Here is a 24,168-nt window from a genome sequence, read left to right on the forward strand (position 1 = left end):
CGGCAGGGTAAGTGCCGGGGGTCGCTTCCGTCTGAGCGTACGTCGCAGGCGTCCGCACAGACATGAGCACAGCGGCTGAGCCCGGAGGATCTGCGACGAGCCTCCGCATCGTCGTGCGACAACTCACGGTTGTCGATGCTGGCCGTTCTGAGGCTGATCACTCGTTTGGTGAGCAGCGAATCCGGCCGTACGGTGATGGACCCCGGCGACGATCAACCTGGTCGACTCCGACCGTTCCGGTCATGATCAAAAACAGGGGAAGCACGAAGGGGGTTCCCCTGTCGGGGAACCCCGGCACGCCGGGAACGCACAAGCGCACAAGCCTCGCTGACGGGGCAGCACGAACGGGGGTGGCCGGTGGCCTGGGTGACAGCGATCCGTGACGACGAGCAGGTTGAGTACCGGCTGCGGGAGCAGGCCGGGTGCTCGGTCGTGGCGGCCGACGACGTCGTCCAGGAGGTGGCCGACCCGGCGCTGGAGTACCGGCTGCGGGAGGAGACGGACTCCCCGCTCGTGTGGATGGGCAGCGGTCTCGCGGCGGTCGGGCTGACCGCCGGCGCCGTGCTGGACGAGGAGGGCAAGCAGGCCGCCCGGCAGCTCATGAGCGGCTGCCATCCCGAGACCGGCGCCCGGCTGATCCGTACGCAGACGTCCGCCCGCGCGCACCCGTTGGCGAAGCTGACGACCGCCAGGTTGGTGGAGGCGATCGAGGCCGCCGCCGAGGAGCGCGGGGTGGCGGCCGCGGATCTGCTGGAGGGCAAGCCGAAGCAACAGGCCGTGCTCGCGCAGCAGCAGCGGATGGTCCACCGCCAGGGCGACCGGCACCGGATGCAGGTGGGCACCCTGCACAAGCTCGCCCGCGCCGCCGGCCTCTCGTTGGACGACGTCTACGGGGAGAGGGAGCTGGCCGAAGCGCGCGAGCACGCCGACGCCCGCGTGGACGACCGGGTGCGCGGCTGGGACCTGATGCTGGACCTCCCCAAGTCCGACAGCGTCCTGCCGGGGCTCATGAGCGAGGCGGACGCACGGGAGTATCGCGACCTGGTGCACCAGGCCAAGGTCGACACGATCCGTCAGGTGGAGCGCTGGGTCGGGTACGCGGTCGGCTCCGAGGACGGACAGCCGGTCCGGCTCGCGACCGGTGGTCTGCTGGCGTGGTCGGTGGAGCACCAGTCGGCACGTCCGATGGGCGATGGGATGCCCGGCGACCCGCACCTTCACCTGCACATCACGATCGCCAACATGGGCCTGTGCGAGGACGGCCAGTGGCGCTCGATCGCTAACTCAGGCCAGGACCTGCACCGGCACGCCGCCCCCGCCGACGCCTACTTCAAGGCCCGCGTCCGTGCCCTCACCCACGCCCGGTTCGGCGTACGCCGGCAGCAGGCTGAGCGCACCGGAGCGTGGGAGGTCGACGGGATCGGCGAACCCGTACGCGACCTGTTCTCCCGCCGCCACGGCAGGATCGTGGATCTGGCCGGTGACGAGGCCGGGCGCCAGGAGCGCGACCGTGCCGCCGCCGAGACCCTGCGCGCCAAGCACGGCGCCGACGCTGCGGCGATGCGGGAGAGCTGGCGGCAGCGTGCCGAGGAGGCCGGGGTCGACGTCGACGCGATGGTCGCGGCCGCCGCCCCGGGACCGCCCGGCCCGGACAGCGGCCCCACCGTCGACGGCCCCGGCGGACCCCGGATTCCCCCGCCGTCCGACCTCGCCCAGATCGTGTTCCACCCCGAGACCGGGCTCACCGCGAGCGCGAAGACGTTCAGCCGCGCGCAGCTGCTCGCGGCGGTCGGCAACGCCCTGCCGCACGGCCTGGACGCGGACGAGGTCGGCCGCCTGGACGAGCTGGTCGACGACGTCCTGGACGTGGCCGGGTACGCGGTACGCGTGCCGGACTACGGGTCCAACGTCATGACGTCGACCGCCCGCTACACCACCCAGGACATCCTCGACGCCGAGGCGTACGTACGGGACCAGGCGCTCACCCGGCACGGCGAAGGCCGCACCGCGCTGACCCCCGATCAGTCGGCCGCCGCTATCGACGTCTTCCAGGTCGCGGTCGGCTTCGAGCTGTCCGAGGAACAGCGCGCGGCGGTAACCCGGCTGCTGACCGGCGGGCACGGCATCGACACCATCGTCGGCGTCGCCGGGGCGGGCAAGAGCACGCTCATGGAGGCGTGCCGGATCGGGTGGGACGCCACGGGCACCACGTACGCGGGCGCGTGCCTGAGCGCGGTGGCCGCCCAGCAGCTCAACCAGGCGTCCGGGATTCCGGCGCGTACGGTCGCGGCCTGGCTCCAGCAGATCCGTACCGGGAGCGGGCTCACCGGCGTCGACGTCTTGGTCGTGGACGAGGCCACGATGGTGGACGACCGGGCGGCCGAGGTCCTCATGCGCGAGGCGGCCCGCACCGGGACGCAGATCATCGGCATCGGCGACCCGCTCCAGCTCCAGGCGATCGGGGCCGGCGGCTGGTTCAAGGAGACTCACCGGCTGGTCGGCGGGCTCACCCTGCACGAGAACCGCCGCCAGGAGGACGCCGCCGAACGGCACGCGCTGGAGGTGTGGCGGACCGGCGACCACGACCAGGCGCTCCGGCTGCTCGCCGACCGCGGCCGTGTCCACCCCACCGAGTCGGCGGACGAGGCCCGCTCGCAGATCCTCACGACGTGGGACGAGCTCCGGCGCGACCGCTGGCCCGACACCCACGACCTCCTGGACGAGCTGGTGGTCCTCGCCGCCCGCAACGCCGACGTCGACGCGTTGAACCTGGGGGCGCAGCAGATCCGCCGCGCCGCCGGCGAACTCGGTGACGAGCGGACCTACGCGCTGCCCGGCGGGGACCGGCTCACCCTCGCCGAGGGCGACGCCGTACGGGTCCGCGTCAACGACTACAGGTCGAGGCGCGGCGAAGGGCCGGACCTGCTGAACGGGTACCGGGCCGTCGTCAGCCAGCTCGCCGACGACGGGCGGGTCGAGATCACGTGGCGCACCCGCGAGCGCGGCCAGGACGACGCCTACGTGTCCGCGTGGCTGACGCCGGACCAAGTCGCCTCCGGTGCCCTGTCGCTGGGGTACGCGATGACGATCGCCGCATCGCAGGGGATGACCTGTGACACGTCCCTGATGTACGGCCACGGAGCCAACGCCCACGCGGCCTATCCGGGCCTGACCCGAGGCAAGAAGGCCAACCACCTGTGGCTGCCGCTCGCGGTCATCGAGAGCGAGGACACCCGGGCCCGGCTCGGTGACGCCCGGACCGAGAAGGAGCGCCTGGAGCGCGCCGTCGACGCCTACGCCCGGTTCCTCGGGCAGTCGCGGCCCGACTCGATGGTCTCCGATCTACTGCACGAGCCGCCGGCCCCGGCCGTCGTGCCCTCTCCTACGCGCACCGTCAGCTCCAAGGCCGCCCGCGCCCGGTCGGTCACACACCACGACCAACGCCACGACGAAGCCCGGCAGCGCGAGTACCGGCTGAGCGACGAGCAGAAGAAGCGTCTGGTCGAGATGCGCGAGGAACGGGAGCTGGCCGGGACACGGGCCTGGAGCGAGCGCCCGTACGGCGGCCACACCGACCAGGAACTGACCAAGCTCATCGCGACCGGACCCGTCGACGCCCGGCGCGAGGACCAGGCCGCGGCCACCGCCGAGGAATCCGAGCGGGCACTGCTCCAGGAGATCGCCGAGGCAGAGGCCGGCGGAACCAGCCTGGGCCAGATTGAGGTGGCGCCCATCTACGTGCTGCTGGACCAGGCGGACGAGCACCTGACCGCCGCCCGTGCCGAGCAAGCCCGGGAGCAGGCTGCCGCCGAGGTCGCCGCGACCGCAGACGAGCACCTTCGGATCCTCGGGGCCTCTGACGACAAGAGCCGCTTCGCGTTGCGCATGGCGGGCACCTCCCGCAAGGAACACACCCAGCTCACCAAGCAGGCAGAGGAGGACCGGGCAGCCGCGTGGCGCGAGGGTGCCGACGCCCGATCCGCCGCCCGGCAAGCCGCCGCTGACGCGTGGAAGGTCTTGCGGGACAGCCCGTACGTCACCGTCCTCGGTGCCACCGAGCGCCAGGCCCCGGACGTCGACACCCTCGCGACCCGGCTCACCGAGATGCGGGAGGTGAAGGTGCCCGCCCGTGCCCAGCAGAAGGACACCGGCGACGAGAAGCGGGTCGCTCGGTTCCACGGCCAGGCGGCCACAGCGCGGGAGAACGCCGCCATGTACCGGGCCACCGCCAAGGACGCCCGCACCGAGAAGCAGTTGCGCGAGCGGATCGCCGAACAACACCCCAGGCTCCACGAGTCCGAGGTGAAAGCCCGCGCGGACCTGCAGAAGGCTCAGGCACAGCAGAGTGCCCGTGTCGTGCACCAGAGCAGCCCTTCCTACCGGCCGCCGGCGCAGGGCCAGTCCGGGCCGAAGCAGAGGCGCTGACCGGGGAACCCGAGCGCGGCCTTGGACGCCCGTGGGCCAGGCCGTATCGACACCGGAGTGTCGATACCTTGGTCCTCGCTCGCGGGCTTGCCCTACAACTTGCCTGACAACTTGCTCTACAAGTGGCCCTACAACTGGCCCTACGGCTTGCCCTACAACTGGCCTCCACTCGGTGGCGGCCGCCGACGTCGCGTGCCGCTGAGCTGGGTGGTCAAGGTGCAGCGCCGTCGCTCCGGCACGCCGACTACTTCTGTACGGCACCCCCTCCGGCCGGTCGACGTACGAAGTCGCGCCCAGCGGGTTCAACGCCGTCGTCGGCGACGTCGGACGCCGGGCGCGTTGCAGGGCGCCTTGCAGGACGTCCACCAGGGCGCTCAGCAGGACGCCGCGGGGAGCGCTTCGCAGGGCGCCTCATCATCATGGCGGTCGTCGTCGGCGCGGTGGGCTGACCTGCGTGGTCGTGGCCGACGCCGAAGCTCGCGCACACCGACTACTTCCCTACAGAGGGGTCTTGGCGAAGTCGGATTCGATCCCGGCGTCCGCTGCCGTCCCCGTTCCCCCTGGTCGCGCCTCTGGTCGCACTCCTGGTCGCGCCTCACATCGCGCCTCACGTCGCGCTCCTGGTCGCGCTCCTGGTCGCATCGGGCCACGCCCCCAGAGCAAGTGAACCCCGAGGTCAGCGCCGTGATTCAGCGAGGCCGCGGGCGCCGACTACTTCCCTGGGGCGTCCTCTGCGCGGGGAAGGGGTCACCTCCGGTCGCAGCGTGCGCCGCTGGGTGCGCCTGGCGAACCCGCCGAATCGCCCCGCTACCGGTCGGCGCCGGCCCCGGGGCGCGGGGAACCTCGCGCTGCTCCTGGTCGTGCTCGGCGTGCCGAGTTTCTGGACTTTCTGGACCGTCCTTCGCGGGCGCGCGCGTCGGTCGCCCTGGCCGCCGTGGTGGCTACGCCGTATCCACCCGTTGCCAGAGTCGTTCACCACAGGACCGCTCCTGACGGACTGGAGATCGGCGTGGAGACGCGAGAAGGGCCCCAGGGCCGTCCGTGGACGACTCCGGGGCCCCGTTGGTGCCCTGTGGTGCTCTCAGCGGCTCTCAGCGGCCTCCAGCGCCGCCGTGGGGCTCGCGCCGCCCACGGCGGGCCGCCCTCCGGCCTTCAGCTCCGGCACGTACTTGTAGAGCGTCGTGCGGGAGATCCCGAGCAGCTTCGCGATGGAGCTGATCGACGCGTCCGGGTCCGAGAGCATCGCGCGGGCGTGGCGGATCTGCTCTGCGCTCATCGCCGGGGGGCGGCCGATGCGCTCGCCGCGGGCGCGGGCTTCCGCCAGTCCCTCGACCGTGCCCTGCACGATCAGCTCGCGGATGAACTCGGCGAGTGCGGCGAAGACGTGGAACACCAGTCGGCCGCCGGGCGTGGTGGTGTCCAGCGACTCGTGCAGCGACTGGAAGCCGATGCCGCGCTTGCGCAAGCCGCTGACGATCGCGATGAGGTCCTGGATGGAGCGGCCGAGCCGGTCGAGCGAGGGGACCACGATGGTGTCCCCGGGGCGCGCGTAGTCAAGCGCCTTCCACAGCTCGGGGCGCTCGGCGTTCTTGCCTGACAGCTTGTCGGAGAAGACCCGGGCGCAGTTGGCGTTCTCCAGGGCGGCGATCTGCCGGTCGAGGAGCTGGCCCTTCGTGGAGACGCGTGCGTAGCCGATCAGCACGCCGGTGGTGTTCGCGGGGAACGCGGCCAGGACGTCGTCGCCGCCCTCTGCCCACTGGGAAGGTGTCGTCATGTGATCACTGTACGGAAAAGGGGGTCCGTAGGTTGTTGGACAGTCTGAGTTTCTGAACACACTTGTTGGACACGCAGACTCACCCGCAGGGGGTAGATCCCGGCGTTCGGCCGGACTGTCCAAGAAACGATCGGTTGATGGACACCCCTGGAACGGGGACAGCCGTCTCCCGTGGGCGACACCTCGACATGGCCGCGCCGCTCCGATGATCGGTCCGGGTACCCCGGGTACCCGCCTCGCCTCCGGCCGCCGCCCCTTCGCCCGCACATCACCTCAACCCCTTACTCGGCGCGGCATCGGCCCTGATCCGGTGGACCCGTTCGCCCGCCCGCCTGGGCCGTTCCGCCGGAACACCCCGGGATTCGTCCACCACTTCCTGGTGGCCCACGCGGCGGTTCAGCCGGTGGCCCCTACGCCCTTCCAGCCGGGCCCGAGTCCGCGCCGGCGCGGCCGTCCCGAGTCCTGCGCGCGCACCTCGGGGACGTCCTCGGCGGCGGCCGGAGCGAGTCGGCTGCGCAGTGCGGCGGTGGCGGCCGGGACCGCCGCGAGGGCTCTCGCGGCCTGCGGGTCGATCGCCGCGAGGGCCTCGGCGAGCATGTCGATGGCGTCCACCGCGTCCTCGACCGCGCCCGCGCTCCAGGTCCTCGGCGTCACCGCGTCGACCAGCTCGCACGCCGCGTCGACCACCGCTTCCGCCCGCTGCTCCACTCCCGGCCCGGCCTTCTCCAACCACGTCATGCCCGGCCCAACGACCCCACCGCTCCCCAGATGTCTGCCTCCCCTCCCCCGCTCTCCCTGCTGCCCTTCCACCCTCGTACTCCTGTCTCCACTGTCCTGATCCACCCTCACCACCCACCTGCCTCCCCCATCCTTCTTTGACCTCAGCCCCGTCCCGACCGACACCACACCCACTCAGAGGGACGAAGGGTGGGTGTGGTGTCGGTCGGGACGGGGCGAACCACCAGCTCAGCGCCACTGTGGGGAGGCAGGCCGGGAACACCCTCGGAACACCCTGGGGCATGGGCTAGAAACACCCGGTTTTACACTCGCGGCCTGGACCGAGTGATCACGAAGGGGGCCGTCGTGGAGCAGGGCAGGCGGTGGCAACTCACCTCCCGGGACCTGGAGCTGCTGAAGTGGGTGGGCCGCTGGCGGGGGACGACCGCACCGCAGATCGCCCGCGGCTTCGACCTGTCGGTGAAGGTGGTCGAGCGGCGGATGCGCGCCCTCGCCGAGCTGGGTCTGGTCGAGGGCCGGCGGATGCTCGCCGACGTCCCGCGCGTGCACTCGCTGACCCGGGCCGGGATGACGGCCGCGGGCATCGACGGCGACGTCGCCCGCCCCAAGCTCGCCGAGCTGCGTCACGACCTGGTGGTGGTCGACCTCGCCCACTACATCGAGCGCGACCGGCGCCACCTGGTGGTGACCGAGCGGGAGATCCGGCGCCGCGAGCCGAACCCGGCGGCCGGCCAGGAGTGGCAGTTGCCCGAGGGGATCGAGATGACGGTCGGGCTGGGCACCGGCGGGCGGAAGTTCCCCGACCTCGCCTCGGTGCGACTAGAGGAGATGGACGTCGTGTGGGCGCACGAGCTGGAGCGCACCCGCAAGGACGTCCCGCGCCTGACCCGGCTGATGCTCTCGTACGTGTGGTCCGACGCCGTCACGTACGTCATGTACTGGACGTGGCCGGAGCTGTACGACAACACGATGCGGGCGGCCGAGGCCGCGAACGCCTCCGCTCGGGAGCTGGGACGCGGGCCCGCGCCGGTCGGCGTACGGGTGTGGGAGCCGTCGCTCCTCGACGGCCTGGAGCCCGCCGCCGGATAGCGCGAGGGCCCGCGCCGGTGCTGGCGCGGGCCCTGCTCTCGTCCCGGGTGTCAGGCCGCCGTGGTCATCCGCCGGCGGCGTCGTTGGGGAAGCTCCGGCTCACCGTGTCCGTCCTCGATCCACCGGGCCCGCTCCCACACCGGCTCGGTTCCCCCGGCGATCCGGTGCAGGAGCGCAGCCTGGACCCGGGCGTCGTCGGCGGCCTGCGCCGTGCGGTCCCAGGCGACCCACACCCCGCGCTCCTGGTCCCAGGGTTCGCTCGCCATCGAGGACCACTCGTCCCTCGTCCAGGCGAACCAGGCCCGCCACAGCCGCGAGACGTAGTCCGCCTTCTCCCCGCTCTCGCGGTGCGGACGCAGCCACGCGTGGAGGTTGTCGCGCTCGCTGGTGAGGTGCTTGCCAGGGGGCGTGACGAGCATCGCCGGGTAGCGGCTGACCGGGCCCCGGTCGGTCTCGTGGACGACGCGGCGCCCGTCCAGGAGAACATCGAGCCGGTCGAGCAGCGCCCCGCGCTCCGGTGTGCCGTACGCCCCGGCCGGGCCCTCGTGCAGCAGCTCCTGGTCGTGGACGCGGATGACCGCGACCGTCTCCGGCTTCGCATACTCGCCGGGGCCGGCCGCCGTCACGAGGAGGGTCGAGGCGGGGTCGGTGACGATCTCGCGGGCGAACCGCTGGGCCTTCGCGTGCGCGCCGTACAGCTCGGCGGCGTACGAGCACGGCTCGCACCAGCGCCCCCTGCCGAGGGGGTAGTCGCGGCCGTCGCCGCATCGTCGGCACACGTACTGCAGTTCCCGGGCGCGGTCGAGGACGGCGCGCTGTGCGGGTGAGCACCCGCGCTTGGGCACCGCGGCGCTCTTCTCGTACAGCGGGGCGTAGCAGTTGCCGTGATAGAGCACCTGGCCGACCGGGTCGGAGCCCGGCTTGAGCCCCTCCCGGTCGAGCTGGGTCTTGGTGAACAGGCCCTCGGGTACGGGGCCCCACCAGGTGTAGCGGGTGAGACCGGGAAGCGGCGGGATGGAGCTGGGCAAGACGACCTCCTGAAGCTCATTTGAACCGAAGGTAAGGCGTAGATCCGGGGCGCGCAACAACCGTCAAACGCGGGTTGACCTGCGCTTTTCCCGCGCGTTATCTAGCTTGTTTACTCGCTTTTCCGCAAGCGAAAAGGCTAGCAACTGGGCAAGCACGGATGGAACCCGTGAGACCGTCCCACACGCGCGCGGTCGCGCGAACGGGCTGGCTTTATCTAGCTAGACTGCGCGCCATGTCGGTGATCCCTTTCGTTGTCGCGGTGGAGCCCTCTGACCTCAAGGCCCTCAACGAAGTCGTGAAGGCGGGGCTGAAGGCCGAGCGGGACTGGTTGAAGCAGGCCCGGGAGGACGAGGGCGTGCGGTTCCTCCGGGGCAAGGCCCAGAGCGAGGCCCGCGGCCGGGTCCGGGCGAAGTTCGCCGCGATGCGAGCGAAGGGGAAGTTGGCCGGCACCCGGGACCTGGTCGTCGCGCGTGCCGTCCGTGCCGAGCTGAAGACCCAGGCGCTGGACGGCCCATACGAGCCGCTGCCCAGCCAGGACGCCCGGATGCCGGGGCGTCGCGTCGGCACCGGCCCGAGCCACTACGACCGGTTCGGCGACGAGAAGACGAAGCTGACCGACCGGATGGCGGTCCGCCTCCCCGCCGATCTCGGCGACCAGCTCGTGCGCGCGACGTACTGGACGAGCGCCCCGGCCGTGAAAGCTCTGTGGGAGTGGCAGGCCCGATGGGGAGATGGCCCAGAGGTCATCTTCCGCGAGGCTGAACGGAGCGGCGCCGTGACCCTCCTCGATGTCTGGTGCGCCGCGATGGCGTCCCGGCCCGACGCCGATTCCATCCTGGAGAAGGCCAAGCTCCAAGCCCAGATCATCACCACTGGAGACATCTTCCGCGCGGCCGTGAAGCGGGCCATCCGCTGACCGCCCCCGGCTTTGGGTGGCCCTGCCTGGTCAACCGCGGCCTATCTGGCTAGATAGGCCCGAAACTCCAACCGCTTTCGCTTGCTTTTCCGCAAGCGGCATGACGGACGGGAATGCGTGCGGGTCAGCTTGCGCTTAGCTTCAGCGGTCGACAGGCTCGCCCTACCTACATGGAAGGGAGGACCGATGGCCGTAGAAGGGCTCGACACCGTCGCCGAGGTCTCGGAGAAGGGCGGGGTCGGCAAGACGTCGGTGACGGCTGGACTCATCGCGGTCGCCGCCGAGCAGGGCCTTCGGGTCGGCGGCGTGGACCTCGACCCCCGGTCCACGCTCACCGACGAGCTGGGTGTCTCGGAGCCGAAGTTGTCGGTGAACGACATCTACTACGTGGACCGGGAGAAGAAGCCGAGGGATCCCGCCGAGATCGCGCGGGACGTACTGGTGCGCGCTGGCAAGGAGTGGCCCTCGAACGTCTTCGTGCTCCCCTGCGTCCGGGAGTTCGGCAACCGAGAGACCGACCCCGCGACCGGAATGGAGTTCCGCCTGAAGCGCGCTCTGTGGGGGCTGCGCGACCTGGTCGACGTCGTGTTCCTCGACGTGCCGCCCCGGCCCGGCGGCAAGATCGGCGGATCAGCCCTACTGGCGACCCGGAAGGTCCTCATCCCCTCGACCCTCCTCAACGACGGGTGGCTCGGCGCCACGGAGGCCATCAAGTCCATCGAGCACTACAACATCCCCGGCGGTCTCAACGAGGAGCTGGAGGTCGCCGGTGTCGTGCGGAACCTGGTGCCGCGCGACGGCGAGTACCGCGAGATCCACCGGTACTGGGACGGCCGTCTGCAGGAGACCTTCGGCGCCCAGGTCCTCCCGACCGTCATCAAGAACTACGCCGTGCGCGAGACCTGCCGAACGGCCCGTGCGCCGATCACCAGCGCGCCCGGCCGCGAGGCCAAGCTGCTGACCGCCGCCTACCGCGAGGTCCTGTTCCACACGCTGCCCCACCTGAAGGAGGGACGGAGCTGATGCCCAGCTTCCTCGACAAGGCCAAGAACAACCAGGAAGAGGGCAGGGAGAAGGACCCCGCCGCCCCCTCCGGCGCTCCGGAACCCAACTGGGACGACCCCGATTCCTGGGGCGCCGGCGGCGGACCCGAAGGCGATTCCGCAAGCGAGAATGCTGGCGATCCTGCGGACGGCAACGACGACCAGGAGCACGGGCCCGATGATGGCCGCGCCCCGAAGTCGTCCAAGTCCAAGGCACCCCGGCGTCCTCCTCGCCGCCGGGGCCGGCCCCGCGGCCCGGAGCGCGAGATGCTCTCCGTCCGGATCCTCGCCTCGAACAACCGGATGCTGACCGTCGCGGTCGAGAAGACCGACCTCAACCCGCAGACCCTCGTGGACCAGGCGCTGGAAGCGATGTACAAGCGGCTCAAGATTGAGGACCCGGGTCCCGAGCAGGTCGAGGACATCGCGTGACCGAGTTCGAGGAACCGATCCTGACCCTCCGGCTGCCGGTCCTGCTCGACTGGGAGCAGGACCGGCCGGGTGGGTGCCGCTGCCTGTGCGCCGTCTTCCACCACCTCACCGGGGCCACCGGCTGCACCACCGGTGCCCAGCCCGGCCTGCTGCTCCGTGTCGACACCGGCGCCGAGACCAGCGTGCCCCTGCCTGTCTGCATCGGCTGCTACACCGCGCTCGCCCCGCTCTGCGCCTCCTGACCAGCCGGGCCGCCCGCCTTCTCGCCTGCTTTTCCGCAAGCGGGAACGCGGGCGTTCTGCTGTCCGGCCGCGCCTGCTGGGGCTGTGAGCAGGTAGGACGCGGGCAATCTGGCTAGATAGAGCGCGGGTTAGCTGGTGGGACGCTCTCTTCGTGGTGGGACGCTCCCGGCGGCGCGTCCTGGAGGGGGAGGGTAGAACGGACAAGCGCGTTCGCGCTTGGCACCCCCGGGTGCGGCCCCCTTGCGGGCCGCGCGTTCACCGTCGACGGCCGAACCGGCCGCGGCCGGCCTCCCGGCCGTCGCCGGGCGCGGCCCGCGGCCTACCGCACGTCACCCGCCCCACCACGCCTGTGCGGCTCGCCTGAGCGCTGCGGCCCGGCCTACGAAGGTCGCTCTGCCTTCCGGCCGCGAAGCGCGCTTAAACGGGGACGTGGCTGCTGCAAGCCACCCAAAGGGGGGGCGGCGTGCTCGATCGGACGGTTCGCCGCCGGGTGCGGGTCGAAGGTGATCACTTTCCGCGATCACGCGGAAGGAGATTGGGACGCAGGGACGCACTCTTCCCCTTCATCTCTGATGGCTCCCCCTCTTCTCTTCTCTTCTTCGACATTCCAACAGAGATGAGGGGGTCAAGTGCGTCACTGCGTCCCAAAAAAAGCCGCATATGGGGCACGCGGCAGGTCAGAGGTAGGGACGCACGTGGGACGCACGTGGGACGCAGTGCGTCCCAGGGACGCACTTTTGGCCCTCGGGACGCACTTGGGACGCACTGCGTCCCAAGAGTGCGTCCCACTCACGTGCGTCCCTCGCCCCTCCAATCGCTCACGCTCCGTGAGAGGCGCGCCGAGGGCCCGGGATAGGGTGCGGGCGGTCGACTGCAGGCGAGAGGCAAGGGTGGGCACATGAGCGGCTTCGGTGGCTGGCTGGCACAGTTCACGCAGGTCAGGGGCGCGATCGGAGACCTCGCGCGCGACGCGGCGGCGGATGCCGAGTGGCCGGAGGAGCCCGACGAGCTGGAGACGTACGTCGACCACCTCGAAGCCGCCGGCGCTTCCACGGCCGCGCTGGAGACCCTGGCCGAAGCCTGGACGCAGTACGCCGCCCGGCAATGACCGTCCCACTCCCGCGAAAAGTGCGTCCCAATCCCCCGTAGGTGGGCCTGGCCTGCATTTTTTCGCTCAATCAAGCTAGATAGCGCGTCTCTGTGCGCGGGTACGCCGAAAGCCCGCCGGTGCTTGGCACGGGCGGGGCGGCGGTGGAGCTCGCGCTACACGGTGATGGTCTCCTGGACCGGATCCGGCTGCTTAGGCTCGGCAGTCGGGTCGGGCTTCGGTACGTAGGTGATGGTCAGGGACCGCTTCGAGCCCGACTTCGTACGGGCGATGTCGACCCCGAGCTTGTCGAGGTCGGAGGCGACACGGTTGAGACGGTTCGACAGGACGCCCGGCGTCTTGGGCCAGTGCTCGTTCGTCATCCCGATCTGGCTGGTCAGCTCGTCCAGCAGCTCCGCGGCTGTGCCCTCCCACGCCTGGAGGCCGTCCTGCGGGCGGGGCGTCATCCGCTTCATGAAGGTCAGGACCTGGGTGCCGACCTGGTTGGACTCCACGACCTCCTCGGCAAGCTCGGTGCGCTGCTTGAGGTAGTCGGCCAGGATGCTCGTCGTGTTGCTGCCCTTGACCTCATCGAGCGCGGCCATGATCAGACCGTAGTCCGCCATACGCGGCAGCGGGATCTCGCCCCTGTCGGCCTTCTCCCGAACTGCCGGGAGTTCCTGGAGCGTCCGGACCAGGAGGTCGAGGAGCGCGCCGACGATCCGCGGCTGCGCCTCGTCGTACGCTTCCCACAGCGCGGTCTCGGTGCGCCGCTGGGTGATCCGGTGCAGGTGGACCGGGATCATGCGGTCCGCGAGGTCACCGCGCAGCGTGCCGACGTCGATGCCGTTGACGATCAGCACCCGGCGGAACTCCTGGACCGTGACGTCGGAGTCCGAGTACAGGGTCCGCTTCACGTTGGCGTCACCGGTTGCCGCGCGGCACATCGCGTCCGACAGCCACTCGGGGATACGCGAGAGGTTGTCGAGCCCGACGACCCACGAGCCGACCGCCGCCGTGGACCAGTCGTCCGGGTCCTTCGGCGTCGACCGCGCCGGCGCGGCGGACGGGTCGAGCAGCTGCACGAGCATCTTCGTCGCCGTCGACTTCGCGGTGCCCTGCTCGCCCGACAGGAAGAGCAGCGGGTGAGGGATGCCGGGGACGAGCCCGGCGACCAGCCACGACACGAGCAGCGGCCACGACTCGTCCGTCACGTTCAGCAGCCCGCGCAGCTCGGTCAGCGAGCCGCCGCCCTTGGGGATCGGCAGCGGCTGGGTGAGCTGGGAGCGGCGGAAGAGCGGCTGACCCAGCGCGGCCGGCCCCACGCTCCACTTCTCCGGAGTGACGGTGACGACCAGGCCGTCCGCGCGCCCGAGGTCGAGGAGGAAGCCGTGCTCGGGACGCTTGCCGAGCGGGGCGACCCGCAGGTGCAGCGGCACCGGGTCCTCTGCCTGCGCCCGGCCCTCGATGGCGAGCATCGCGTCGGCGAGCGCCGAGGACGACGCCGCCTTGCCGTGCAGGCCGTAGTACGTCCGGGCCAGCTCGGCGCGCAGCGAGATCCGACCGCCGCGCAGCAGGCGCGCGATCCGCGGACCGTCCTTCGGCACGGCGTACAGGTCGCCCGCGTCGGACGTGCCGAACTCGTACCGGCTGTCCGCCATGGCGATGATCTGGTCCGCCACGGACGGAGCCTTGTCGCCGCTGCTCTTCTTCGTGGCCGGCCCCCGCTGCTTCGGCGGCGCCGACTCCTGCGATTCCTTCCAGGCCCGGAAGGCGCTCAGGTCCTCGGGGTTCAGGTTCAGGTCCTCGCTCATGCCGCGCCCCCGATCACCAGCGGGCGACGCAAGCGGGTGCGACGGGATACGAACGTCTCGCATTCGAGACCACTCCTCGGGTGCCTGGCCCCGGGACGGTGAGACGTCGCCGGGGCCGTTTCCATTGCCGAGGCGTGGTCTACGTGGCGCTGAACCTTAGTGTCCTGTGGTGCGAAGTTCACGCGGCACCGCCCATCCGGCGCGCGGGCGCCGTCGTCATCCGGCGCGGCCGGGAGAGCCCGGCGGCCATGCCGGAGCGCAAGGTCTTCTCGATCTCGAACGCGGACTTCTCGCCGAGCCCGGACGCCTGCGCGGCCTCCGTCAGGTGCTCCTCGGCGACGGCCTGGTCCAAGAGGCCGGCGGCGACCAGCTGGCCCGCGCGGTACGCCGCCAGGTTCAGCCGGTTGTTGCGGCCGGTGTCCGGCTTCATCGCCGCCAGCTCGTCACACTCGCTGCGCAGGATGCCGTGGGCCCACCGCTCCTCGCGGGTGCCCTGCCGGGTCAGGTCCCGCAGCCGGGCGACCACATCGGCCCGGCGCGGCGCTCCCCCGCTTTTGGGTGGCTCAGGGGCGGTGGTGATCAGCGTCAGCAGCCAGTCCGGCAGCACCGCCGGATCGGTGACGCTGCCCTCCAGCTCGTACGAGACGCCGTCGACCTGCGAGCCGATGCCGACGATGTAGCCACCGGCCGCCCGGGTGTCGATGCACCACCCGATCGTGCGAGCCGTGTTGCGCACCTCGACCCCGGCCGGGGCCCGGTAGACGAGGTGACGGCCGCCGCTCGGAGTGCGGACGGTCAGCGTTGGAGTGATCTGCGCGCCGGGGATCTGCGCGGCGAGGGAGTCGAGCATCGTCATGCCGTCGACAATGTCGGCGAGACCGGACACGTCCCCGTCGTGCGGGACGTCCAGGTCGACCGCGACGAGAGCGGACGGACCGCAGGCGACGCCGATGTTGAACGGGGCGCGGCCCCAGGTGCGCTCGATGACCTCCGGGTCGCGGGTCGCCCGCGCCTCCCAGTCGAGCCAGCGCGGCTCTTTCCCACCGACCAGCAGCGGGTGCACGTACATCCCGCGCTCGGCGTACCGCAGCGCGCTGGCCTGCAATGTTGCCCGGAGCGCCCGGGTTGCAGCCGTGTTGTTCTCCCGGCGGTGTGGCACCGGGGCCGATACATCTCGTACCCTCATGGATGAGCGTCCTTTTCTCGTATCGCTCGAACTTCGCCGGGATGCTGGTCCCGGCCTTGCTGTAACCGAGGCGCCCTGCCAGGGGCGCCTTCGGCGTTTTCTGGGCCTCATCGTGCACCCACATACGCTGTCGATCTTCATCGTGCACTGATTCGGGTGAGGATCCATCCCGTTTTGCGGCGCGAACGTGGAAGCGCGTAACCCGCTCGTGACCTGCCTAGTTGGGGGCCAGGCTCTCCGGCAAGGCGAGCCCGTGACCCGAATCAAGGGACGCGGGTCGTTGGGCCGCCCACCCCGAAACGACGTCGGGGTCGTTTGAGGTGCGGACGTGGGTGAAGCCGTGGGCGCGGTAGTAGGCGTGGAGCCTCGGGTTGGTTGTCCAGGCATCGAGCCGGAGCCACCGGGCGCCGGCCTTTGCTGCCTGGTCACCGCACCAGTCGAGGATGCGTCCGCCAAGGTCAGCACCTGCGTACCGCCGGTCAACGCTGAGCTTGTGGACGTACAGCGCGTCCTCCTGGCGCTCCTCGGGAGTCCAGAGGCGGGCGTCCGCGTCCCGATCGAGGGTCACGGTCGCTGCTGCGTCGGCGGCGAGGTCCTCCTTGATGAGGAAGACCTCGCCGTTCTTGACGCTCTGGGCCATGTGTTCCGCGGGGAAGGGCTTGGCCCACTGATCGAGGCCGAGCTGGGTGAGCCAGGCCGCCGAATCCGTGCGGAACTTGAGGAGCCGGGGCAGATCAGCCAGTTCGGCAGGAACGAGGATCACGCGCTCTCTCCCTGCTCAGTGGGAGGCCACTCGCGGGTGCGCTCGAAGACGATGACGTGCCGGTCGCCCGGGACGATGTTGACCGTCACCTGCACCGGCTCATCCTCGAAGGTGTAGGTCGTCACGATGTGCTCGGCAACCGGTGTCCCCGGGCCGAGCCTGAGCCGTGCCACTTCATCGGGCTTGGGCATCCGGACGTAGATCTCATCGAGCGCCCGGACCAGCGGCTTGCCGAGGTCGGCGAGCACCTGGTTGGTGCCCCGGGCCACGTCGACCGGGCTCATGTACTCGCTGTCCTGTACGAGGCTGAGCCGGACGTAAGAGTCGTTGATGTTGTACGGCTCGCCGTCGATGTAGCGCGTCCGACGCCGCACGGCCAGGAGTTCGTTGGCCTCCAGCTTGAGCCGGTCCAGGGTGTTGCTGGTGGGCTGGACGATGGAGACCTCGATCTCCTGGGAGGGCTGTCGCCCGTTGCCCTCGTCGGCCAGAAGCTGAGTGAAGATGTCCAGCTCAGGCTGCTTCTTCCTGAACTCCTGCTGCGGTCGGTAAACCATCGGGTGGATCTCGCGCACGAAGTGCCCCAGCGGCCGGCGCGAAACGATGAGTCCTTCATTCACGAGGGCGGCCAGGCCCTGGCGCACGGTGTAGCGCGTCGCGGCGTATTTCTCCTGCAGTTCAGCCTCGGTCGGAAGCTGACTTCCGGGTGGCCTGGTGCCATCAGCGATCTCGGCGCGGAGGTCATCCGCGACGCGCTGGTAGATCGGCGTATTCGTCCTCATGCGACTCATGTGTACTCGCATGATCGGCCATTGTCCAGTCAATGCGACTCATCGACACGATGCACTTGACCTTCGCTCCGGACAGTGCCATCGTCATCGCAGCGGGCATTGTCCAGTCAATGCGAATGGGCAAGCAATGCGCTGCATCACGCTGCCCGCAACGTACGAACGGCTCCCCCGGGAGATCTGCCAGGACCACCGAGAGAGCCGTTCTAGAGGCCGTTCCATCGAGAGGAGCACGACCCCCATGAACATCATCGTCGCAGGTCAGCGCATCGTTACGGACTCCGAGTTCTTCGAGGTCGCGAGCGGGTTCGACATGGTCGAGCCGCTGGAGCTGGAAGAGCTGGACTTCACGGCCGGCGGACTCGCCAGCCGGGACGCGCTGACGTCCTTCATGGACGACTTCAAGGTCGAGACCGACACCGACCGCGAGGACGCCACGTACTACCGGTCCCTGCTGCGCCGGATGCCGAGGGAGCTGCGCCGCCGTACGGCCGCCGCCCCCGTCGTCCTGGCCGCCGAGCTGGAGACCGCCGACGACGCCCTCGGCTTCGAGGACGACGACTTCACCGCCGACTGGACCGCCGCCGACTTCGACTCGTACGAGGTGCTCGCCTCGGTGGGCAGGCCGAACCCGGCCGCCGCCGTCTCCCTCGCCCGTCAGCCCCGCGCCGAGCGCCGCGCCGTCCGTACGGCCCTGCGCCTGGTCCGCGACGAGGTCCAGACGGGGGTGGCGGCGTGATCACCGTCAACCCGCGCCTCGCGCTCCTGCTCTCCCTGCTGCCCCTCGTGCTGGGCCGTCTGCGGCTGGTCGCCGCGGTGGCCGGCGGTGCGTGGCTGGTCGGGATAGAGCTCTCCCCCGCCGCCCGGGTCGGCCTGCTCCTGGTCGCCGTTCTCGTCATCGCGCTCGACGTGCTGCTGACCCCGGCCTACGCCCCGGCCGCGCCGACCACCTCGACCGGTGTCGGCCCCCGGATGAGCGGAGCGGCCCGATGAAGACCAAGACCTCCAAGGGCAAGGCCAGCCGCCGCACGCTGCGGGGCTGGATGACCCTGACCGACCTGATCGCCGCCGCGTGCGGGAGCTGGGCCGCCGTGGGCGGCTGGCAGCAGACGCACAGCGTGGTCGAGACCCTCATCCACTTCGCGCTGGTCTACGGCGGAGTCCACCTGTTCAAGCCGATGGTCAGCAACGGAGGCCACCGATGAGCTACCGCGAAGAGCGTCGCGCCGACCAGGCCGCCGCCGCCGAGCAGGCCCGCAAGGACAAGGAGCTGCTGCTGGGCAAGCAGCTCGAAGCCCAGCGGCTCGCCGCCGAGGAGAAGCGCGCCGACGAGCAGGCCGCCGCCGAGCGCAAGCGCCAGGACGCCGAAGCCCGCGCCGAGCGCGAGCGCCGTGCGACCGCCGAGCGCAACCGGCAGAAGAAGCAGACCAAGGCCGCCCGGCAGGCCAGCCGTCGCAGGCTGGTCGTGTGGGTGCGGGACAACGGCGACGTCGCCGCCGTCCTGGCCGTCATGGCGTGCGGGATGATCCCGGCCCTGGTCGCCCAGTTCGGCTCGCTCCGCACGATGGGCATGGGCCTGCTGCTCGCGGGTCTGCTCCCGTTCCTCCTGGAGCTGGGTGCGTGGGCGGCGACCGCGGGCGAGGCGAAGGCCCTGCGCGAGGGACGCGACCCGACCCCGTACCGGATCGCGGTGTGGACCTTCACGCTGCTGGCCGCGACGGTCAACTCGATCCACGGCTACAAGGACTACGGCGGCATCGGCGGCGCCCTGGTCCTGGCCGCGTCCTCGATCGCGCCGGTCGCGCTGTGGCACATGGTCATGGCGGGCCGCCACTCGAAGAAGGCGAAGCGGACCCGCGAGCAGATCGCTGCGGAGAAGCGCCGGCGCGAGGACGAGAAGGCACGGGCCAAGCACCTGAAGGACCGCCGCCGTCACCACCCGAAGGTCGCCAAGGAGGCCGACCGGCTGCTGTCCGCCGCGACGTACGGCGAGATCACCGGAGAGCAGGCGTTCGCCGCCGCGTGGCGGATCGTCCACGGCACCGAGCCGGGCATGACGCCGGAGCTGTACGCGACCGCGACGGCGTCCCGTCTCAAGGTCGGCGCGGCGTTCGAGGTCGCCGACGAGAGGCGTCCCGACCTGATCCGGGCGGGCCTTCTCGCCGGACTCCACAACCCCGTCCCACACCGTCTCGCAGAGGGCATCCCGACGTTCGGAGCAACCCTCCCGATTGCGGCCCGCAGCGGGGCACCCAAGGGCCTCACAGCCCAAGCGGGAATTGGGTTGTACGGCTCTGAGGGATCTTCGAACGACAGCGAGAACGCCAGCGATTCCGCACGCGGAAACGACAGCGGGAACGCTGGCCGGAAGGGGCGTTCCGACGAGGAGTTGGAACACCTTCTCCCGGACGCTCACGCCATCGCCGTGGACCTGGTCGCCGAGGGCAAGACGATCAGCGCGACGGCCCTCGCGAAGCGGATGAAGGTCCGGCGCGAGGACGGCATGTGGCTGCGGGACCGGGTCGTCGCCGAGCGCAAGCTCCGGCTCATCGACGGCGACGGCGACGCAGCGGTGGGGGCCTGAGCCATGGCCCGCCGGATCGCTGATCTCTGGGACCCCGAGGGGGAGCGGCACGACGTGCCGACCTTCCCCTGGGGCCTGGCCCCGGAAGGGACCGCGACGCGCGACCAGCTCGTGGCGCGCGGTCTCCGTCCCCGGGGGCCGGCCGTCGCACAGGTCATGTGGTTCAGCCGGAAGTCGCCGGACGAGCCGCGGTTCGCCCGCCTCTACGACGCCGCCAAGGCCACCCCGCCCAAGCCCCGCTCGCCGGGCCAGATCGCTTCCCTCGCGGCGGCGATGCAGGCCCGCCGCACCTGCCCCGAGTGCGGAGAGACCCGCTCGTACTGCCTCTCGACCCGACTGCGGGTCTGCACCCCCTGCGCGGACGGCTTCACCACCGCCGCCTGAACGACTCGCCCCCCGAAACCGGCGGGCCCGGCAGCACCACCTCCTACAGCGCGCTGCCGGGCCCGCCTCCCTCCCGAAGGAGAAGCACCAGCATGACCGAGCAGACGACCACCAGGACACCGGACAAGACCGAACTGGCCACCGTCATCGACCTGTACCCGGGTGCCACGACCGTGCCGCACCCGGCCGCCGGCCCCGACGCCACGGAGCCCGCCCCCGCTTTGGGTGGCGAGACCGAGGCCCCCACGGTCGTGCTGACGAAGGAGACCGGCCAGGCCCTGGAGGGCAAGGTCATCCCCTCGTGGGAGCTGTCGGACGACCCCGAGGGAGACCGGCCCTGGATCAACCCGGCGCTGAAGACGCCGGAAGGCCGCAAGGCCCGGGGGAAGTACCTCCAGCGGATGGCCCGCCGCAAGGCCCGCCGGTGGGTCTCCCGCCAGACCACCGTGCGCGGTGTCCTGCCCGCATCCTTCCGGGGTGCCGCCCGGGTCCACCAGTGGACGCGCGGTGTCGAGGGCATGACGGCGTCCGCCGCCGAGGCCCGCGCCGCGATGCTCGCCAGGGAGTCCGCCGCCGCGACCCGCCGCGCCCGCTTCGCCCTGATGCAGAAGGACTCCAAGCGGAAGGCCGCCGAGTCCGTCCAGCAGGAGGCGCAGATCGCCCTCACGCAGGCCGTGGCCGCGAAGTCGTCGGCGCGCAAGAAGTTCGCCCTGCGCGCGGCCGGTGCCTACCTGCCGTTCGCCGGGATCGACATCACCGGCCTCATGGTCGAGGGCGTCGGCGGTCTGGCCGCCGGACTCCTGGTCAACGTGGCCGTGCTCGCCCGCGTCGGCCGTACGCCGAACCTGACGCCGGAGGACCTGGAGGCGCTGGAGCGTGCCGAGGCCGGCCTGCCCGAGAAGTTCGAGCTGGGCATGACCCCGCGCGCCTTCGAGAAGCTGCTGCACCAGGCGCTCACCGAGGACGTCGGCGTCGCGGTGTACGCGATGCAGGTCCACCCCAAGGACTGGGGCTTCGAGGTGGTCGTCGTCCTCAACCGGCAGACCCCCGAGAAGCTGTCCGACTCCCTCGACAAGCTGGAGGCGTGCCTGCCCGGCGTCCGCACGAACTCGATCCTGCTCCAGCAGGCGGCGGCGGCCCGCAACGAGTGCACGCTGCGCATCCCCGGAGACGACCCGTGGAAGGCCGTCCCCGAACTGCCCTACCGCAAGCCCAAGTCGGTCTCCACGAACGACGTTCACAAGGCGCAGATCGGCGCGGACATGTCCGGCCGAATTCTCGCGCTGCCGCTCAAGCGGACGAATGCGAATGTCGTCGGAAAGTCCCGCTCGGGTAAGTCCACAATGCTCCGGGCAATTCTCGACGCACTCACCGCGACGAATGACCGCATCATCATCGGCATCGACCTCGGCTCGTACGGCTCCGGCTTCGGCCCGTACCGCAAGGCCATGGCCGCTGTCGCCCGCACGCCGTGGGAGGCCCGCGAGGTTCTGGAATGGGCGCTCGCGGTCGGAATGAACCGCCCGAAGCTGTTCGACAAGTTCGGAATGGGCCTCAACTGGGAGTCCTCTCCGGAGCGTCCGGGAATCACCATCGTCATTGACGAATTCCCCGCGCTGGTCACCGCGTCCAAGCGCGAGGTATTCCCGAAGATGGACGAGGAGAGCGCCGAGGACAAGCCGCTGCGCCTGGACGAACTGGTGCAGCAGATCGCCCTCACCTCGGCGAAGAGCGACGTCACCCTCGTGGTCGCCACACAGGCCGTCACGAAGGACCGGGTCGGCTCCAACGCCTGGCTCTCCGAGCTGCCGGTGCAGGTCATGTGCGCGTGCGACACCGACGACATCAAGCTCATCGCCGGGGGCGGCGCGATGGCCCAGGGCTGGAGGCCGGACCGGCTGCTGCCCGCGATGGGCAACGCCATCAACGACGCCTCGGTCGCGTACGTCCTGGCGGGCGGCGACTACTGCGAGCCCATCCCCTACCGGGCCTGCATCCTCTCCGACGACGAGGCCGACATCCGGGCCCGCGAGCGCGCGGCGTCCGGCGCGATCGACCTCGACCCGGAGAGCGCGAAGTTCGCCGGCGGAATCGGCGTCCTCCCGGCGGGCGACGACGAGCTGCCCGACGACGAGGAGGACCAGGAGCCGGGCGGCGTCGCCCTGCTGAAGGTCGCCCGCGCCATCTTCGAGGGAGCCGGGAACCCCTCCGGCCTCTCCCCCGAGGACTTCTACGCCGCCCTCGCCGACGAGGACCCCGACACCTGGGACCCGGCGAACTTCGAGGGGGAGGACGGCGAGCCGATGACCGCCGACGAGATCCTCAAGGCCGTCCTCAAGGCGGTCCTGGAGCCCCACGGCATGAAGTGGGCCAAGGACAAGTACCGGCCCAAGGGCGGCGGCGCCTCGGTCCGCGGCTACCGGCTCCTCGACCTGAAGAAGCTGCTCGGCGAAGAGGACGCCTCGACGGCCTCCGGAGGCTGATCCGGCCCCGGAACACCGGCGGAACATGCAGGTCAGAGCGTCGGAACAGTCCCGGAACCGGCCCGGAACACGGGCCGGACCCCGGAACATGTTCCGCCCTCCGGCCCCCTGTTCCGCCGGTGTTCCACCCCTCTGACCTGCATGTTCCTCCCTGTTCCGCACCCGTTCCGCGCCCGAAAGATCCCGAGGAGTCCGAATGCCCATCCAGCCGTGGCAGAGCTTCGACCCGGACGCCGGGCGCTTCTTCCTGATCTTCCAGCGGCCCTTCCGGTACGTCATCGAGCACCCCGAGCCGACCTTCCGCGTGAAGTGGCTCGCGGTCGTCCTCGCGTGCCCGATCTGCGGTGCCGAAGAGGACCTGCGCCTCGCCCACCAGATCGGCGACATCCAGGTCCAGGGCCAGTGCCCCAAGGACCACGTCTGGGACGAACCGCGGATCGACGTCGGCCACTTCCACGCCTACGGCCGGATGCGTTGGACCAACCCGGACCCGGACTGGCAGTGGCTCCTGGACGCCGGATTCGGCGAGGAACCCCCGCCGCCGATGGAGATGAAGGACATCACCGACGCGGCGAAGGTCGTCGGGAAGGTCCTCGCCCGCGAGGCGAAGAAGAAGGCGAAGGCGACGGTCCGCAAGCCCGTCCGCAAGGCCAAGCGCGAGATCAAGAAGCAGGCCATGCGCCCGGTCGCCGCCGTACTGCGCACCGCGTGGGCGTGGCAGGCCGGCGGCGTCCAGCCGGTCGAGCAGCCCAAGCGATCCAAGGAGCGGACGGCGCCCGAGCCGAAGACCCCGCCGCTGTCGGCGTACCGCAAGGCGTACGGCATGGAGGCCCCGAAGAAAGGCCCGAAGTGCCTGGTCTGCGAGGACTCCGGCCGCATCAGCGCCCCAGGCGTCTCGATCCCCTGCACCGAGTGCAAGGGCCCGGCCGCCGCGGCGATGGCCACCGCCGAACGCCGAGCGGCCAAGGCCCGCGAGCCGAAGACACCGAAGGCCGGCGCTCCCGCCGTGCAGAACGTCGCCGGGTCCGGGAACACCCGCGTCGTCCAGGTCTCCGGCAACGGCCAGCAGGTCAACGGGCAGACCACCACCCGCGCCATCACCCGGCCTCCTACCGCGCAGGAGGCCGCCGCCGCGCGGGGTGCCGTGAACGAGGCGGCCCGCCTGGTGCGCGAGTCCCGAGGCCAGTCGTCCTCGACCGTCCAGATCCACGGCAAGAACAACTCCGTCGTCAACAACACCGTCACCAGCGACCGCCCCAAGGGGCCCTGACCTCCGAGAACGAAAATTGTGCAGATTCGGAGTCTGCAAAAGCTAGACATGCCGACTCGGAGTCTGCATTATGGAGTCACGGCAAGCGAAACGGCCAGCAAAACCGCAAGCGGAAATGCAAGCG

General features: G+C 70.8%; 21 protein-coding genes. 14 read left to right on the top strand and 7 right to left on the bottom strand.

The genetic code is table 11. The features are described from left to right. Window positions 1-366 precede the first annotated feature (366 nt). Window positions 367-4,425: a MobF family relaxase gene (mobF, locus tag CGL27_RS49515; protein WP_240451092.1), complete on the top strand. Its 4,059-nt coding sequence runs from the start codon at window positions 367-369 to the stop codon at window positions 4,423-4,425. A gap of 1,081 nt (window positions 4,426-5,506) precedes the next feature. Here the strand turns inward: mobF and CGL27_RS49520 are convergent. Beyond that, complete coding sequence (locus CGL27_RS49520) at window positions 5,507-6,199, bottom strand: recombinase family protein (RefSeq protein ID WP_119994944.1); 693 nt, start codon at window positions 6,197-6,199, stop codon at window positions 5,507-5,509. 396 nt (window positions 6,200-6,595) lie between these two features. Further along, the gene (locus CGL27_RS49525; protein ID WP_240451093.1) at window positions 6,596-6,937 is read right to left on the bottom strand and encodes a hypothetical protein; all 342 of its coding nucleotides are present in this window, start codon (window positions 6,935-6,937) and stop codon (window positions 6,596-6,598) included. Window positions 6,938-7,282: 345 nt separating this feature from the next. Here CGL27_RS49525 and CGL27_RS49530 point away from each other — a divergent pair, with 345 nt between their 5' ends. Next, window positions 7,283-8,026 carry a helix-turn-helix domain-containing protein gene (locus CGL27_RS49530; RefSeq protein ID WP_162953396.1) on the top strand — a complete coding sequence of 248 codons (744 nt, stop codon included), beginning with the start codon at window positions 7,283-7,285 and terminating at the stop codon, window positions 8,024-8,026. 50 nt (window positions 8,027-8,076) lie between these two features. Here the strand turns inward: CGL27_RS49530 and CGL27_RS49535 are convergent, their stop codons facing one another. Next, window positions 8,077-9,054 (bottom strand): hypothetical protein, encoded by a 978-nt coding sequence (locus tag CGL27_RS49535; protein WP_119994946.1) that lies wholly within the window; start codon window positions 9,052-9,054, stop codon window positions 8,077-8,079. A gap of 233 nt (window positions 9,055-9,287) precedes the next feature. Between CGL27_RS49535 and CGL27_RS49540 the strand changes: the two genes are divergently transcribed. From CGL27_RS49540 to CGL27_RS49560, 5 genes are all read left to right on the top strand, one after another. Beyond that, window positions 9,288-9,971, top strand: a complete 684-nt coding sequence (locus tag CGL27_RS49540) for a hypothetical protein (RefSeq protein ID WP_119994947.1) — start codon at window positions 9,288-9,290, stop codon at window positions 9,969-9,971. Between the two features lie 186 nt (window positions 9,972-10,157). Continuing rightward, window positions 10,158-10,994 (top strand): ParA family protein, encoded by an 837-nt coding sequence (locus CGL27_RS49545; protein ID WP_119994948.1) that lies wholly within the window; start codon window positions 10,158-10,160, stop codon window positions 10,992-10,994. Beyond that, a complete protein-coding gene (locus CGL27_RS49550; protein WP_119994949.1) occupies window positions 10,994-11,446 on the top strand; it encodes a hypothetical protein in 453 nt (150 codons plus the stop codon). Before CGL27_RS49545 ends, CGL27_RS49550 begins: the two co-directional genes overlap by 1 nt. Further along, window positions 11,443-11,688 (top strand): DUF6372 family protein, encoded by a 246-nt coding sequence (locus tag CGL27_RS49555; protein ID WP_119994950.1) that lies wholly within the window; start codon window positions 11,443-11,445, stop codon window positions 11,686-11,688. The genes CGL27_RS49550 and CGL27_RS49555 overlap by 4 nt, the downstream gene beginning before the upstream one ends. 898 nt (window positions 11,689-12,586) lie before the next feature. Beyond that, window positions 12,587-12,796 (top strand): YozE family protein, encoded by a 210-nt coding sequence (locus CGL27_RS49560; RefSeq protein ID WP_119994951.1) that lies wholly within the window; start codon window positions 12,587-12,589, stop codon window positions 12,794-12,796. A 155-nt stretch (window positions 12,797-12,951) separates the two neighbouring features. Here the strand turns inward: CGL27_RS49560 and CGL27_RS49565 are convergent, their stop codons facing one another. The 4 genes from CGL27_RS49565 to CGL27_RS49580 form a co-directional block, all read right to left on the bottom strand. Then, window positions 12,952-14,589 carry an ATP-binding protein gene (locus tag CGL27_RS49565; RefSeq protein ID WP_119994952.1) on the bottom strand — a complete coding sequence of 546 codons (1,638 nt, stop codon included), beginning with the start codon at window positions 14,587-14,589 and terminating at the stop codon, window positions 12,952-12,954. A 178-nt stretch (window positions 14,590-14,767) separates the two neighbouring features. Beyond that, entirely contained in the window at window positions 14,768-15,775 is a 1,008-nt protein-coding gene (locus tag CGL27_RS49570) for a bifunctional DNA primase/polymerase (RefSeq protein ID WP_162953397.1), read from the bottom strand. 217 nt (window positions 15,776-15,992) lie between these two features. Next, window positions 15,993-16,538 (bottom strand): GNAT family N-acetyltransferase, encoded by a 546-nt coding sequence (locus tag CGL27_RS49575; protein WP_119994954.1) that lies wholly within the window; start codon window positions 16,536-16,538, stop codon window positions 15,993-15,995. Continuing rightward, window positions 16,535-17,317, bottom strand: a complete 783-nt coding sequence (locus tag CGL27_RS49580; RefSeq protein ID WP_119994955.1) for a GntR family transcriptional regulator — start codon at window positions 17,315-17,317, stop codon at window positions 16,535-16,537. Before CGL27_RS49580 ends, CGL27_RS49575 begins: the two co-directional genes overlap by 4 nt. Window positions 17,318-17,564: 247 nt before the next feature. Between CGL27_RS49580 and CGL27_RS49585 the strand changes: the two genes are divergently transcribed. From CGL27_RS49585 to CGL27_RS49615, 7 genes are all read left to right on the top strand, one after another. After that, window positions 17,565-18,062, top strand: a complete 498-nt coding sequence (locus tag CGL27_RS49585) for a hypothetical protein (RefSeq protein ID WP_119994956.1) — start codon at window positions 17,565-17,567, stop codon at window positions 18,060-18,062. Next, entirely contained in the window at window positions 18,059-18,316 is a 258-nt protein-coding gene (locus CGL27_RS49590; protein ID WP_119994957.1) for a hypothetical protein, read from the top strand. Before CGL27_RS49585 ends, CGL27_RS49590 begins: the two co-directional genes overlap by 4 nt. Further along, window positions 18,313-18,528 (top strand): hypothetical protein, encoded by a 216-nt coding sequence (locus CGL27_RS49595; RefSeq protein ID WP_119994958.1) that lies wholly within the window; start codon window positions 18,313-18,315, stop codon window positions 18,526-18,528. The genes CGL27_RS49590 and CGL27_RS49595 overlap by 4 nt, the downstream gene beginning before the upstream one ends. Beyond that, window positions 18,525-19,907, top strand: coding sequence for a DUF2637 domain-containing protein (locus tag CGL27_RS49600; RefSeq protein WP_119994959.1), 1,383 nt, complete (start codon window positions 18,525-18,527; stop codon window positions 19,905-19,907). Before CGL27_RS49595 ends, CGL27_RS49600 begins: the two co-directional genes overlap by 4 nt. 3 nt (window positions 19,908-19,910) lie before the next feature. Beyond that, window positions 19,911-20,291 carry an RRQRL motif-containing zinc-binding protein gene (locus tag CGL27_RS49605; protein ID WP_119994926.1) on the top strand — a complete coding sequence of 127 codons (381 nt, stop codon included), beginning with the start codon at window positions 19,911-19,913 and terminating at the stop codon, window positions 20,289-20,291. A 92-nt stretch (window positions 20,292-20,383) separates the two neighbouring features. Then, window positions 20,384-22,774, top strand: a complete 2,391-nt coding sequence (locus tag CGL27_RS49610) for a hypothetical protein (RefSeq protein ID WP_119994960.1) — start codon at window positions 20,384-20,386, stop codon at window positions 22,772-22,774. A gap of 196 nt (window positions 22,775-22,970) precedes the next feature. Beyond that, window positions 22,971-24,044: a hypothetical protein gene (locus CGL27_RS49615; protein ID WP_119994929.1), complete on the top strand. Its 1,074-nt coding sequence runs from the start codon at window positions 22,971-22,973 to the stop codon at window positions 24,042-24,044. The last annotated feature ends 124 nt before the right edge of the window (window positions 24,045-24,168 follow it).

The sequence above is a fragment of the Streptomyces sp. 11-1-2 genome (genome assembly GCF_003595545.1).
GTDB lineage: Bacteria > Actinomycetota > Actinomycetes > Streptomycetales > Streptomycetaceae > Streptomyces > Streptomyces hygroscopicus_B.

Coding starts and splice junctions, on each gene's coding strand:
- CGL27_RS49520 (WP_119994944.1), bottom strand. CDS start 6,199: ATGACGACACCTTCCCAGTGGGCAGAGGGCGGCGACGACGTCCTGGCC.
- CGL27_RS49525 (WP_240451093.1), bottom strand. CDS start 6,937: ATGACGTGGTTGGAGAAGGCCGGGCCGGGAGTGGAGCAGCGGGCGGAA.
- CGL27_RS49540 (WP_119994947.1), top strand. CDS start 9,288: ATGTCGGTGATCCCTTTCGTTGTCGCGGTGGAGCCCTCTGACCTCAAG.
- CGL27_RS49545 (WP_119994948.1), top strand. CDS start 10,158: ATGGCCGTAGAAGGGCTCGACACCGTCGCCGAGGTCTCGGAGAAGGGC.
- CGL27_RS49550 (WP_119994949.1), top strand. CDS start 10,994: ATGCCCAGCTTCCTCGACAAGGCCAAGAACAACCAGGAAGAGGGCAGG.
- CGL27_RS49560 (WP_119994951.1), top strand. CDS start 12,587: ATGAGCGGCTTCGGTGGCTGGCTGGCACAGTTCACGCAGGTCAGGGGC.
- CGL27_RS49565 (WP_119994952.1), bottom strand. CDS start 14,589: ATGAGCGAGGACCTGAACCTGAACCCCGAGGACCTGAGCGCCTTCCGG.
- CGL27_RS49570 (WP_162953397.1), bottom strand. CDS start 15,775: ATGAGGGTACGAGATGTATCGGCCCCGGTGCCACACCGCCGGGAGAAC.
- CGL27_RS49580 (WP_119994955.1), bottom strand. CDS start 17,317: ATGAGGACGAATACGCCGATCTACCAGCGCGTCGCGGATGACCTCCGC.
- CGL27_RS49585 (WP_119994956.1), top strand. CDS start 17,565: ATGAACATCATCGTCGCAGGTCAGCGCATCGTTACGGACTCCGAGTTC.
- CGL27_RS49595 (WP_119994958.1), top strand. CDS start 18,313: ATGAAGACCAAGACCTCCAAGGGCAAGGCCAGCCGCCGCACGCTGCGG.
- CGL27_RS49600 (WP_119994959.1), top strand. CDS start 18,525: ATGAGCTACCGCGAAGAGCGTCGCGCCGACCAGGCCGCCGCCGCCGAG.
- CGL27_RS49605 (WP_119994926.1), top strand. CDS start 19,911: ATGGCCCGCCGGATCGCTGATCTCTGGGACCCCGAGGGGGAGCGGCAC.
- CGL27_RS49610 (WP_119994960.1), top strand. CDS start 20,384: ATGACCGAGCAGACGACCACCAGGACACCGGACAAGACCGAACTGGCC.
- CGL27_RS49615 (WP_119994929.1), top strand. CDS start 22,971: ATGCCCATCCAGCCGTGGCAGAGCTTCGACCCGGACGCCGGGCGCTTC.